We start from the raw sequence: 13,772 nt of genomic DNA on the forward strand, positions 1-13,772 counted from the left end.
ATAACATGAAAAAAGTAGCAATCATTATTAGCTCAGCACCACATGGCAGTGCCAAAGGCCGAGAGGCATTAGATACCGCTTTAGCCCTTTCAACATTTAATCATATATCTGTCTTTTTTATGGGTGATGGTGTTTTTCATCTTCTACCTAATCAACATCCAGAAGATATCTTGATGCGAGATTATATAGCAACATTTAATATGTTAGAACTTTATGACATTGAAGATGTTTATGTTTGTAAAACTTCGTTAGATAATCGGAATTTAAGCCAGATAGCTATCAATATTCCTAATCAACTGATTGAAGATACCCAATTTCAACAATTACTAGCAGGTCAAAACACTGTTATACACTTTTAATTAACTTCAAAATCCTCATTCCTGAACTCTTATTTTTCGATTTTATAATACTCTTTGATATTCAATCTATTTTTTAAGTGACAATAAAAATCCTCGAGGTTTTATTGGCCACGAGGATAAACTTGATAAAACTTGCTAGATAAAATTTAGATTAAAGCAAGTTTTTTCATTTGATCTGCAATCTTTTCAGCTTGTTGACCAACTACGATTTGTACGCCTGTTTTACCTAATTTTATAACTGCCATTGCACCTAGTGCTTTAGCTGCTTGTTCATCAATTAGATCTGTATCATGGACATTTAAACGTAAACGAGTAATACATGAATCAATATTAGTTAAGTTTTCTTTACCACCAATAACTACTAAATATTGTTCAGCAAGTTTAGATAAATCACCACCAACTGGTGCATTTTCTTGTGCTGATGTTTCTTCAGTAATTACAGTTGCATTAGCAACATCATCTTCACGACCCGGCGTTTTAAGATTGAATTTCACAATTACAAAGCGGAATACGATATAGTAAACAAAGAAGAATACGATACCTTGTAGAATTAACATATACCAATGTACTGCTAATGGGTTACGAGATTGTAACAACATATCGATTAGACCTGCACTGAATGCAAATCCAGATATCCATTGCATTGTTGCAGCAATAAATAGAGAGATCCCCGTTAAAACAGCATGGATTACATATAACACAGGCGCAACAAACATAAACGCAAACTCTAATGGTTCAGTAATACCAGTAAAGAAGGCCGCAAAAGACGCCGCTAACATGATTGAAGCTGTTTTATCTTTATTACCTTTTTTAGCAGTATGATAAATTGCCAGTGCAGCACCAGGTAAACCAAACATCATAATAGGGAAGAAACCTGCTTGGTAACGACCAGTTATACCTGCAATCGCTTTACCAGAATCAATAGAACCTTGTCCGCCTAAGAAGTTAGGAATATCATTAACACCAGCAACGTCAAACCAAAATACTGAGTTTAAAGCATGGTGTAGACCAACAGGAATTAATAAACGGTTAAAGAAGCCATAAATACCTGCACCTACTGAACCTAAATTCTTAATCCATTCACCAAAAGATACTAATGAGCTAAATACCATAGGCCAAATAAAATATAGCACTACAGAAACAAGTAGCATCACAATAGATACAATGATTGGGACCAAACGCTTACCACTGAAAAAAGCTAATGTTTTATGTAGTTCAACAGAACTAAAGCGATTATATAGTTCAGCAGAAATAATCCCTACTAAAATACCGATAAATTGGTTATTTATCTTACTAAAAGCTGGTGATATTTGTGCATTCCAACCTTCCACGCTGGTATCAACTCCTTCAAATAGAGCGATAGTATTAGGTGATAATAGTGTAGTAATGATTAAAAAGCCTACCAATCCAGATAATGCTGCTGCACCATCTTTATCTTTAGACATACCATATGCAACACCGATTGCGAAAAGGATTGGCATATTATCGATAATAGCACCGCCAGATTTAATCAAAAATGCCGCAGCAATATTGTTTGTTCCCCAACCATCTGGATCAATCCAATAACCAACACCTAAAAGTATTGCAGCAGCAGGTAATACTGCCACGGGCACCATTAAAGAGCGCCCAATTCGTTGTAAATAAGCTAAAATTCCCATAAGTTTTACCTCATATTATTATTTGGGAGTTACTTAAAAATAGTGAAATCTCACATCTTTAAGTAAAAGTAAGTAAGTCGATTATATTTGACATTATATTATTTTACTTCGCAAATTAAATGTTTGCTTTTTGTGATTTATATCACGATTTTTTTTTGCTTAATTAGTTTAATATAGTAGAATACCTACAACATATTTTACTTTAAAAAAAAAGATTTTATTTAATTATATCAGAAGAGGCTATATCTTATGAGACTTATTCCTTTAGAAAATGCGCAAGAAGTCGGCGCTTGGGTAGCGCAGCGCATTGTTAACAAAATTAACCAATTTAAACCGACAGCGGATCGTCCGTTTTTACTAGGTTTACCAACAGGAAGTTCACCGCTAGTTATGTATCAACAACTGATTAAACAGTACCAAGCTGGTAACGTCAGTTTTAAACATGTAGTTACTTTCAATATGGATGAGTATGTTGGTCTTCCTGAAGATCATCCACAAAGTTATCACACTTTTATGTATGAAAATTTCTTCAACCATATTGATATTGATAAAAACAATATCCATATATTAAATGGTAACGCGCCTGATGTCGATCAAGAATGTCGTGAATACGAAGAAAAGATTAAAGCTTATGGTAAAATCAATATTTTCGTTGGTGGTGTGGGTCAAGATGGACATATTGCATTTAATGAACCGGGTTCTTCACTTTGTTCAAGAACACGTATCAAAACCTTAACTGAAGATACTATTATCGCTAATTCACGTTTCTTTGATAATGATATCAAACAAGTTCCAAAACATGCGTTAACTATAGGTGTTGCAACATTAATGGATGCACAGGAAGTGATCTTATTAGTTTGTGGTCATAACAAAAGTTTAGCTTTACAAGCAGGTGTTGAAGGATCAGTTAATCATTTATGGACAGTTACCGCATTACAAATGCATCCAGCATCAATTATTGTTTGTGATGAGCCGAGTACTGATGATCTTAAAGTGAAAACCCTAAAATATTTCCAACAAATGGAAGCTGATAACCTTAAAGTGACCGTTTTATAAAGGATAACTCAATGTACGCATTAACAAATTGTCGTATTTATACTGGTTATGAAATTCTTGAAAATCACGCCGTTGTAATCGACGGCGATAAGATTGCCAAAGTTTGTAAACAAGAAGAATTACCAGCAGGTATCACCATTAAAAATTTACAAGGTGCCATCGTCGCACCAGGCTTGATTGATATTCAGGTTAATGGTTGTGGTGGTGTACAATTTAATGAAACACTTGATGCGTTAAGTGTTGAAACATTAGAAAAAATGCAAGCAACCAATCTTGTTTATGGCTGTACCAGCTATTTACCGACGTTAATCACTTCAACTGATGAATTTATGATTAAAGCAGTAAATGTAATGCGTGAATATTTGGTTAAACATCCAAACCAAGCATTAGGTTTACATCTTGAAGGGCCTTATATTAACCCTGAAAAGAAAGGTATACATAACGTTAATTATATCCGCCAACCTTCACAAAAAATGATCGACTTTCTTTGTGACAATGCCGATGTAATAAAAATTATTACGTTAGCTCCTGAAAAAGTTGAATCTCATTATATTAAACAATTAGCTGAAGCTGGCATTCATGTTTCTGTTGGCCATTCTAACGGCCATTATGAAGATTGCCGTCGTGGTTTTAATGCCGGTATTCGTTTAGGCACACATCTATTTAATGCAATGCCTTATATTACAGGTCGTGAGCCGGGTGTTGTTGGTGCAATTTATGATGAGCCAGAAGTTTATGTTGGTATTATTGCTGATGGACAACATGTAAGTTGGGCAAATATTCGTAATAGCCATAAAATTAAAAAAGACCATTTAATTTTGATTACTGATGCGATGTTATTAGCCGGCTCTAATTTAACTTCTGGGGTATTTGCTGATAAAACTATCTATTACAAAGATGGTCGTTGTGTTGATGAAAATGGCACATTAGGTGGTTCGGCATTAACCATGATTGAAGCAGTAAAAAATGCGGTTGAATATGTTGGAATTGCGTTAGATGAAGCATTAAGAATGGCAACGCTTTATCCAGCAAAAGCAATTGGCGTTGATAAACAACTTGGCACCATCACCGAAAATAAAATTGCCAACTTGGTTATTTTTGATCGTGATTTTTCAAACGTGAAAACGGTTGTTAATGGAGAGATGACCCGCTAGAATGTGAGATAGTTAATGAAAGTATTGAGATAAAATATGACCTTTAATTATCTACACCTAGTTGGTAATGCTGAACTAATTAAACAATTAAATTATGCAATGATTTACCGTTTGATTGTTCAGCAAGCCCCTGTTTCACGCATTCAACTCGCCGAAATTAGTCAATTAGCACCAGCCAGTATCACCAAAATTACTCGCCAACTTATTAAAAAAAACTTAATCAAAGAAGTTGATGCACAGCAATCAACAGGCGGGCGACCTGCTGTTTCAATACAAGCAAAATTTGGTTACTATCAAACTATTGCTATCCAATTGAGTCGTTCGCATGTCACCATTGAACTTTATGATTTTGGCGCTAACACTTTAGTTTCCGAAGTTTATCCATTAACCTCATTTACTCAGCAATCAGCTGAAGAGTATTTAATTGCATTAATCGATCAATTCATAGAGCAAAACAACAAAAAAGTAAAACACCTTGTTGCGATATCTGTAGTTTTACCCGGTTTAATTGACTCAGTACGTGGAATTATTCGTTATACTCCTCATATTCAGGTTAAAGCATGGCCTTTAGCCGATGTCTTGCGAGAAAAGTTCAAGGTTTCGATTTTTATTGGCAATGATATTCAAAGTTTAGCTTTAGCGGAAAATTATTTTGGTTCAACTCAGGATGTTGATGATTCCATTTTGATTCGTGTGCATCGAGGTGTTGGTTCCGGTGTAATTGTTAACCAACAATTGCTAACCAACCATAACCAAAGTGCCTGCGAAGTTGGTCACATTCAAATCGATGCGTTAGGTGAACGTTGCCATTGTGGCAATTTTGGCTGTTTGGAAAATCGAGTAGTTAATAAAGCAATTGAGCTTCGTGCCAAACAGATGATTGAGCAGGGTTATCCAACTAAATTATGTTTGGATGACTGTAATATTGCCAATATTTGTAAATATGCTAATCAAGGTGATGAACTGGCAATTAAGTTGGTCAAAGATGCTGGTGAAAATTTGGGTAGAGCAGTTGCAATGATGGTCAATATTTTTAATCCACAACGAATTGTGTTGGCAGGCGAATTAACTAAATCACCAGACGTATTATTAAATGCAGTAACTAGTGCGTTAAATGCTCAAAGTTTAGAAGAGTTAAGAAACAATCTAACTATCAATTGTTCAACACTTAATGACCGTTCAGCAATTGGTGCATTTGCCTTAGTACAACAAGCGTTATTTAACGGTTCACTGTTAATGACTTTGTTAGAAACAATCTAATAAATTGCTTTACAATAAAAATAAAAGCCCATAAACAGGGCTTTTTTTATTCATCATTAAGCTAAGATGCGTAGCATTCTTCGTAATGGTTCAGCAGCACCCCATAATAACTGATCGCCAACCGTAAAGGCTGATAGATACTCTTTACCCATATTCAATTTACGTAAACGTCCAACTGGTGTACTTAAGGTACCTGTAACCGCAGCTGGAGTAAGTTCTCGCATAGAAAGTTCACGATCATTTGGTACAACTTTAACCCAATCATTATGAGCAGCAAGTAGTTTTTCAATCTCAGGAATGCTGATATCTTTCTTCAATTTAATCGTGAATGATTGACTATGGCAACGTAATGCCCCAACTCGTACACAAAGTCCATCGACTGAAATAATCTGACTCGTTCCTAGAATTTTATTGGTTTCCGCTTGGCCTTTCCACTCTTCACGACTTTGGCCGTTATCAAGAGCTTTATCAATCCATGGGATTAAGCTACCCGCTAAAGGCACGCCAAAATTATCAGTCGGTAAACTACCATCACGCATTTTTTGTGTCACTTTGCGTTCAATATCTAAAATAGAAGAGTTAGGATCTTGTAGTTCTTTAGCAACTTCAGCGTTTAACATTCCCATTTGGGTCAGTAATTCACGCATATGACGTGCACCACCACCAGAAGCCGCTTGATAAGTTGAAACAGAAACCCAATCGATTAAGTTTTCAGCAAATAATCCACCAAGTGACATCAACATTAAACTTACTGTACAGTTACCACCAACAAAAGTTTTAATGCCTCTATCTAAGGCTGATTGAATGTTAGCTTTATTCACTGGATCAAGAACAATAATTGCATCATCTTCCATACGTAAAGTTGACGCAGCATCAATCCAGTAGCCTTGCCAACCGGTTGCACGCAATTTTGCATAAATTTCAGAGGTATAATCACCACCTTGGCAGGTGACAATAATATCTAATGCTTTTAAAGCATCAATATCATCGGCACTTTGTAATATTCCTGTTTTTCCGCCAAAAGAAGGAGCTGCTTGACCAGCTTGAGAAGTAGAAAAGAAAACAGGATTGATATAATCAAAATCATGCTCTTCAACCATACGTTGCATAAGAACAGAGCCCACCATTCCTCGCCAACCGACAAAACCAACATTTTTCATAGTTTATTTCCAAAAGTAGATGTTATATAAAGAAATATTCATTTACTATTAAAGCAAAAAATCACCATAAAACAAGTCAGATAAGAATTATTTTTCTAGTCAAGCAGATAATAACGTGGTGTTATATATAATTTTATAGGCAAAACTGAATATTATGCTAAAACTAGTACTTCATAAACTAGTCAGTAATATTCGTTTTCCACATAAAAAACACCACCATATTGACAAAATTATTAATAAAATGGCCATCTTCTTGGTTAGCTACAATAAAGACGTTTTCATTTTGAGAACTATTTATCTCACCGAGTCGAGCTGCAAATTTGGCACTCTGCCAAGGAGATACGCGCGCATCTTGTAATCCAACTGAAAGCATCACCGGTGGGTAGTTAATACCTTCACGTAGATTAAGATAAGCATCGATAGTTTGCAGGTTTTTAAATTCCTGTTTATTGAAAGGCGAACCAAATTCCGCAAAATTGGCATTACCAATTGGAATTTGATCTAAGCGACTCATATTCAACATACCGGAGGTGATTGCAGCGGCGGCAAAAAGCTCTGGATATCTTGCTAATGCGGAACCAATTACAATACCACCAGCATTTACACCACTAATAACTAACTTGGATGAATTGGTGTAACGATGATCAATAAGGTATTTTGCACATTTGATAAAATCATTGACGGAATTAATTTTATTTTTACCCTTTCCATCATAATGCCATTTAGGCCCTAACTCACCACCACCACGAACATGAGCGATAGCAATAATACCCCCTTTTTCAAGCCAAATTAAACGAGTAGTATTATAATAGTTAGGATATTCACTTTGACCATAGGCTCCATAAGCAAATAACCAAGTTGGATTACTTCCATCAAGTTTAACTCCTTTTCGATGGATAAGTGTAAGTGGAATAAGCTCACCATCATTGGATTTAACCCATTTTTGTTCTGATTCATAATCTGCAAATAGTGATGCATCAGTATTTATTATTTTAGAATCTTCAATTAACTGACTATCAGGGTCATATTGCAATATTTTTGGTGGCATGTTCCAATTTTGTTGGGTAAATAAAATCTCTTTATTGTCTAAACTAGAAAAAATAGCCGTTACCTCATTACCATCACTAATAGGAATCATTTTGATGTTATGCAGATCGGAAAAAGGAATAGTAACAAATTTATACTTTCCATAATCATAATAAGCAAGATAAATAGCATCTTTACTGACTGTAAATAGAACCAATTCGCCTTTTTTCCATTCAATTATTTTTTCTTCTGGAGAATGGATATGATTAAGGTTTAGTCGAGAAATGGTATAACCTGAAAAGTTATTATATTTAGCCAAATAAAGCCAATTATCTCGTACAAAAAAATCCTCTACATTTTGTTTTCTATCGATGATCTTTTTCCAATATTTGTTTCCCAGATAAAGAGAGTTAGAGTCGGTTAAATACAAATCTATGGCATCACCAGATATTGAAGATTCCACTGAAACAACTGCCCAATTAGCAGATAAAGATAAATTGATATTTTGGTCAGTATTAGCTTGATAATCCTCGATATTGGCTTTGCCAAAAATAGCCGAATCCTTTTCAATATTGGAGCCTAAACGATGAAGATAGAGTTCTTCCGTTCCTAACTTTCGATTATTAGAATTAGCAAAATTATTACGATGATAGAAAAAAGATAAATTATCACTCGCCCATACTATATTTGAAGCAGTTATGCCGGATAAGCTATCGGCTAGATGTGCTTTAGTTTTTACATTAATCACATTGATAGCTGAAACTTCAGAGCCATTTTCGGAAATAGCATAAGCAATATACTTACCATCATTTGATGGGTAGAAATTATATATATAACCAACTGATGGGTCGACTAATAATCTTTCTTTGCCGAATCGATCTTTAACAAACAAACGGTTATAAGGATGCTTATTTGTTCGTTTCAAGTAAAAAGTATTATCACCCTTTAGTCTAATATTATGAATTATTGGTTCAGTTCCATAATCTGTTAATTCACTGAATCGTTTTTCAATCGATGAGAACAAATCGAGTTTTTTAAGAATTTTCATTGAACGATTTGATTCAGATAATAACCAATTATTAGTTAGATCCTTTTCTGTTTCCATCCAACCATAACTGTCAACTAATGAATAAGAGTTGTTAGATACACAACTAATGCAGTTCACTAATGATAAAAAGGCAATAATGATAAAAAAAAATTTTTTTAACCAGAACATTATTGATCTCCTTTTATCATGCTCTATAAAAAATAAAACTAGAATAATTATCTAGTTCTATCACTTATATCTTAATGTATCAAATGATTATTATTCATTCGTTTTGGCCCACTCTTCGTCTCAAATATAGATTATTATTGCAATTTAGATAATTGGTTTTTAATAAAAAAAGCCCGAATTATCGGGCTTATTTTAGTTTTGTGCGTTGTCAATTTTAGAAATCTTCATCACTTGGTTCATCTGCTGCCATTGCTGCCATATTATACCGCTCAATCCCTTGAGTTCCGGCTTGTATAATATCTGGTAACAATGTTACTAGATTTACCTCACTGCGTTGCATAAAAGTTTCTAACAGCATGGGCACATTTACCCCAGTGACTATTTCTATATTAGGAAAATCAGCCATCAATCTAACTAAAGTATTAAATGGTGTGCCACCTTTTAAATCAACAAAACAGACAATTTCCGAGCCAAAATGCTGTAATGTTTTTAGCTTTTGTTGCAGTTGCTGTTGAAAATCATCGGTTGATTGTCCCATAGCAAACGAAACAGCTTCACACTGAGATTGTTTACCACAAATCATTTCCGCCGTTTCAATTAAACCTTTCGCTGTTGAACCATGAGTACTGACTAATACAGAAATCATCGAGTTAAGTTCCTATTTTAATAATCTAAACAACGATAATAACGACGGATTGTCATTGGATGACGATTGAGATGTTCAACATAAGCATCGATACGATTATTAATAGCTCGGAAGACAAATGGTGAAAGATTTCCACGATATTTTTCCGATATACCTGGTAATTCATAATCTTTAGTATCAATAATGGTGTAATTACCACAGATTTGCGGTAAGAACTTAGCTACTCTTTCACTTAATGGCCGTTGGGTATCTTCACCAACATAAACAGTGACTGCTGTGTCACGGTCGATAACTTCTAACGTACCATGGAAAAACTCTGCTGATTCAATTGATTTTGATCGTAACCAGTGTTGCTCTTCCCAATAACACATAGCATGAGAATAAGTTGCTCCCCATTGATTACCCGCGCCAACAAAATAGTGCATTGAATCATTATGATGTTTTTCAGCAACTTCTTGACCAAATTTATCGGCTTTTTTGGCAACAGCTACGATATTTTGGGCAAAATGTTGATCCATTTGTTGGTAAAATTCATCATAATCTGGAAATTCACCCGCTAAAAACATTAAACGATCGGCTGTCATAAAGAATTTTAACTGTTCATTCATCGGGTAAACAACTTCATAATCGGCCATGTTGCCTAATGTGGTATCGGCTTTATCTATAAAAGCAAATACCGTTGAACCCACTTCTTTTTTAATTTTATCAATAGCAGCAACCACTTCCTGTGTCGTACCTGTCACTGATGAAATAATGATAAGCGTATCTTTAGTAATACGTTTATTGCCAGTGACTAAATATTCTGCCGCATGTTGCACAAAAGTTTCAACCGCTGTTTTTTCTTTCATATGGACAACTGCTTGCATTGATGATGCATAGGTACCACCAATACCTAACCAACAAACATTGCTATAACCACGCTCGTGGATTTTATCAATAAATTCATTAATTTTTGGTCTTAATGCTAACGCACCATTCATGCTGTCTAATTCTTTCTTTTCGTCATATTTTCTCATTTTTAAATCCTCTTAATTTTTGAGCTAGTTATTTCATCAAATTCTGGATAGGTTGATTTTTCAAGGTTATGACCTTTTAATTTTGAAACTTGGTAACTTAATAGATGAACGGGTATCGTCATAAATAGTGATGCGTACAGTTCATCTATATCAATATTAAGACACAAATCGTCTGGTTTAAGATTGCTACTGTTATTGGCATAAATAGTCGAAATATTTTTAACATGTTTAGTCAAAAATAATTTTAACAATTCAGCACGATCAGATAATACGCCATGTGGCTCAAGGAAAACGATATTATCATCCTCATCTAATCCTAAATATGGGCCATGCATATACTCTTCGAGCTCTTTACCAAAAGCACTATTTCGTACAGTTTCCGTGAACTTGGTTTCACCTTCTCTGGCGGTTCCATAAGTTGCACCATAGCCAATAAATATGGCCCGTTGCGAATGATTAAATTTGTGTTGACATTGATCTACCCACGTTTGGGATTGTTCGATAACTTTAGGTAGCAAGCGTGCAACTTTTCGAAGTTGATCGAAGTAACTGGCAAAATGTTTATCATCCATGCTGCCATTTTTTTGTGCAATGACTAAAGCAATTAAGATCAAATCAAGAATCGTAACGCTATAACCCGCACTGACATAAGGCATTTCCTCAATCGGAATACCCATAGATAACACATGATTACTAATTTTATATAATGGGCTATCAGGGTTACTGGTAAGCGTATAGATAGTTTGGTTATTCTTAATAAACTCTTCAACTAAATGAATCGTTGAGTAGCTTTCACCTCCTTGTGAAATAGCAAAATACAAGGTATTAGGATCGCTGTAATGTAAATAATTAGCAGCGATTGAAGGATCTTCAATATAAACGGGAACCTTTAAGATTTTACACATTAAAGGTCTTGCCCCATAAGCTGCGTTAGAACTTGAACCAGTAGCAAAAATAACAATTGAGTTAAATTGTTTAACTTTATTTAAATCAATAGGATCAACAAATAATGTTTGATAATTGTCTAAAATACTCTGATAGTATTCAGGTTCTAATGCTACATAATCAGCAATATTTTTCATTACATATTCCTTTTTATAAACCGAGTAATCCACTCCAAGCACCAAAGATTCCGATACCAGCAATCATTAATAAGATCCAAGGTGCTTTCAGACCTTTTCTATCTAATAAAAAGATAAATAAAGTAAATAATAACGGCAGTATTTGCGGAACAATGCCATCAAAAATGGCTTGTAATGATGTTGCATCATCGCCAGATCCTATTGTTAATGGCATATTTAGTGTCACCATCGTCGCTACCATAGCGCCAACCACCGAGAGCCCCAAGATAGATGCTCCATAAGATAATTTATCCATCAAACCGGTTTTTTGCACTTTTTCAATAAAAGATGCACCAATGTTATAACCAATAAAGAGACCAAAATAACGAGCTATAATGGCTGGAATATTGAAAATTAATAAAAATAACAGTGGACCTAGGATATTCCCTTGCATTGCCAGTGAGGTCCCAATACCTGTGGCAATAACCCGTAATGTTCCCCAGAAGAATGAATCTCCCAAACCACTTAGTGGTCCCATTAAGGCAATTTTGACGTCATTTATTGAACTTTCATCAAAATCTTTATTTATGGCATTCTGCTCTTCCATGGCAATCGAAATACCTAATGGGAAAGTAATTAACCATGGTGTAACATTATAAAACTCTAAGTGTCTTTGATAAGCAGTAGTTAATTGTTCTGGTTTTTGGCTATAAATCTTTTCTAAAGCAGGACGAATCGCAAAAGAATAACCTAAATTCATTTGTCGTTCATAGTTCCATGACCACTCAGCAGTGAAAGAGCGCCAAAATGTTCGCATTAAATCCTTTTTAGTAATTAAATTAGAATTCTTCATTTTCATAATTGATCTCCTGTCCTACTAAAGCATTGCCTGATTGATTATTAACTTCTTGATTGTCTGAGATAGTAAGTTTTTTGCCGGTAAATGAAGAGTAACCGGTAAGAATTAACGCCATACAAGCGCCAAAAACGGCAACACCAGTGACAGGTACTTTCATATATACTGCTACAGCAAAACCGAGAATAAAGAATGTTGCATTGGTTTTTTTGATCATAATCTTCATTAACATAGCAAAACCAAATGCAGGTAATAAGCCTGTTGCAATTCCTAAACCGTTAATGACAAACTCAGGGATCACATCAAGTAAGCTTTTTATTGCTTCACTTCCAAATAAGTAAGAAAAACCAACGACTAAGCCAATTGGTAGGTTGATAGAAAAGAAACCGCCGAAAATATTCATGCGATCAACGCCTTTACCATTACCTTCACTAGCATACTTATCTGCTTTATGCACAAAGTAAGGTAAAATGAACAAGAAACATAAGTTTTTAACCACTAAAACCAAAGAAGCAATTGGAATCCCTAAAGTTAAGGCAACTGCCGTACTTTTACCAGCACCAATCGCAAACGCGGTTCCTAATACACTACCTGAAATAATTTCTGGAGGGATAGATGCACCAATAGAAAAAGAACCAACAAACGCCAACTCTAATGTCGCACCGATAATAATTCCTTGTGTAACATCCCCCATTACTAGCCCAGCTAAGGTACAAGTAACTAAAGGTCTTGATAACATAGATGAACCTAAAAAGTATTCACCATTGGCTAACATAGCAATCAAGGCCAAAATAATTGCTGTAATAACAATACTCATTTTGTATTCCTTTTGGTCTATTTTTCAAATTTTTGCTTAGATTCACTTGGGATCTGTTGTATATACACTTCAACACCATCTTGTTGTAATCTAGCTAAAAGATCCGCTTCTAAATCGGTCAAATTAATTGTTTTAGAGTAATTTTTGGTTCCTTCACGTGGTTTAGTTCCTCCTAAATTAAGGCTAGTTATCTGTTCTTGAGTTCCCCGAATAAGTTTTTCTGCATCTTCAACTGATTCCACCACAACTAACATCTGATATTTATCGGTTACACCAGAATTAATAGCGTCAATACTGTCATCAATTGACTTCATAACCAGTTTGGCATTTTCTGGTTTAGCTAACCGAATCGCTGATTTACGAAACTCATCATTAGCAACAGCATCATTGGCAACTAAAATAGTATTAGCACTAACATTATCGAACCATGAAACAACAACCTGACCATGCAATAAGCGGTGATCGACACGTAATAATTTAATCATTG

13 protein-coding genes are annotated in these 13,772 nt (G+C 34.9%); 4 read left to right on the forward strand and 9 right to left on the reverse strand.

What is annotated here, in order from left to right:
* The first annotated feature begins 5 nt into the window (after positions 1–5).
* Entirely contained in the window at positions 6–359 is a 354-nt protein-coding gene (gene tusC / locus B6C99_RS02315; RefSeq protein WP_086358345.1) for a sulfurtransferase complex subunit TusC, read from the forward strand.
* A gap of 146 nt (positions 360–505) precedes the next feature.
* Here tusC and nagE read toward each other — a convergent pair whose 3' ends face one another.
* A complete protein-coding gene (gene nagE, locus B6C99_RS02320) occupies positions 506–2,017 on the reverse strand; it encodes an N-acetylglucosamine-specific PTS transporter subunit IIBC (protein WP_086358346.1) in 1,512 nt (503 codons plus the stop codon).
* A gap of 249 nt (positions 2,018–2,266) precedes the next feature.
* Here nagE and nagB point away from each other — a divergent pair, with 249 nt between their 5' ends.
* The 3 genes from nagB to B6C99_RS02335 are packed head-to-tail and all read left to right on the forward strand — an operon-like array spanning position 2,267 to position 5,487.
* Entirely contained in the window at positions 2,267–3,073 is an 807-nt protein-coding gene (nagB, locus tag B6C99_RS02325) for a glucosamine-6-phosphate deaminase (protein WP_086358347.1), read from the forward strand.
* An 11-nt stretch (positions 3,074–3,084) separates the two neighbouring features.
* A complete protein-coding gene (nagA, locus tag B6C99_RS02330; RefSeq protein ID WP_086358348.1) occupies positions 3,085–4,227 on the forward strand; it encodes an N-acetylglucosamine-6-phosphate deacetylase in 1,143 nt (380 codons plus the stop codon).
* A 36-nt stretch (positions 4,228–4,263) separates the two neighbouring features.
* Positions 4,264–5,487, forward strand: a complete 1,224-nt coding sequence (locus B6C99_RS02335) for an ROK family protein (protein WP_086358349.1) — start codon at positions 4,264–4,266, stop codon at positions 5,485–5,487.
* Positions 5,488–5,543: 56 nt separating this feature from the next.
* On the opposite strand, the gene asd is transcribed toward B6C99_RS02335, so the two are convergent.
* From asd to B6C99_RS02375, 8 genes are all read right to left on the reverse strand, one after another.
* Positions 5,544–6,647, reverse strand: a complete 1,104-nt coding sequence (gene asd, locus B6C99_RS02340; protein ID WP_086358350.1) for an aspartate-semialdehyde dehydrogenase — start codon at positions 6,645–6,647, stop codon at positions 5,544–5,546.
* A 178-nt stretch (positions 6,648–6,825) separates the two neighbouring features.
* Positions 6,826–8,889 carry a prolyl oligopeptidase family serine peptidase gene (locus B6C99_RS02345; RefSeq protein ID WP_086358351.1) on the reverse strand — a complete coding sequence of 688 codons (2,064 nt, stop codon included), beginning with the start codon at positions 8,887–8,889 and terminating at the stop codon, positions 6,826–6,828.
* Positions 8,890–9,103: 214 nt separating this feature from the next.
* Positions 9,104–9,535, reverse strand: coding sequence for a PTS sugar transporter subunit IIA (locus B6C99_RS02350; protein WP_086358352.1), 432 nt, complete (start codon positions 9,533–9,535; stop codon positions 9,104–9,106).
* Between the two features lie 17 nt (positions 9,536–9,552).
* Positions 9,553–10,551 (reverse strand): SIS domain-containing protein, encoded by a 999-nt coding sequence (locus B6C99_RS02355; RefSeq protein ID WP_086358353.1) that lies wholly within the window; start codon positions 10,549–10,551, stop codon positions 9,553–9,555.
* Between the two features lie 2 nt (positions 10,552–10,553).
* Positions 10,554–11,633: an SIS domain-containing protein gene (locus B6C99_RS02360; RefSeq protein WP_086358354.1), complete on the reverse strand. Its 1,080-nt coding sequence runs from the start codon at positions 11,631–11,633 to the stop codon at positions 10,554–10,556.
* Between the two features lie 13 nt (positions 11,634–11,646).
* On the reverse strand, positions 11,647–12,471 hold the full coding sequence (locus tag B6C99_RS02365; RefSeq protein ID WP_086358355.1) for a PTS system mannose/fructose/sorbose family transporter subunit IID: 825 nt from the start codon (positions 12,469–12,471) through the stop codon (positions 11,647–11,649).
* The gene (locus tag B6C99_RS02370; protein WP_086358356.1) at positions 12,452–13,285 is read right to left on the reverse strand and encodes a PTS sugar transporter subunit IIC; all 834 of its coding nucleotides are present in this window, start codon (positions 13,283–13,285) and stop codon (positions 12,452–12,454) included. The genes B6C99_RS02365 and B6C99_RS02370 overlap by 20 nt, the downstream gene beginning before the upstream one ends.
* A gap of 17 nt (positions 13,286–13,302) precedes the next feature.
* Positions 13,303–13,770 carry a PTS sugar transporter subunit IIB gene (locus B6C99_RS02375; protein WP_086358357.1) on the reverse strand — a complete coding sequence of 156 codons (468 nt, stop codon included), beginning with the start codon at positions 13,768–13,770 and terminating at the stop codon, positions 13,303–13,305.
* Positions 13,771–13,772 lie beyond the last annotated feature (2 nt).

The organism is Gilliamella sp. N-G2 (genome assembly GCF_002142215.1).
Lineage (GTDB): Bacteria > Pseudomonadota > Gammaproteobacteria > Enterobacterales > Orbaceae > Gilliamella.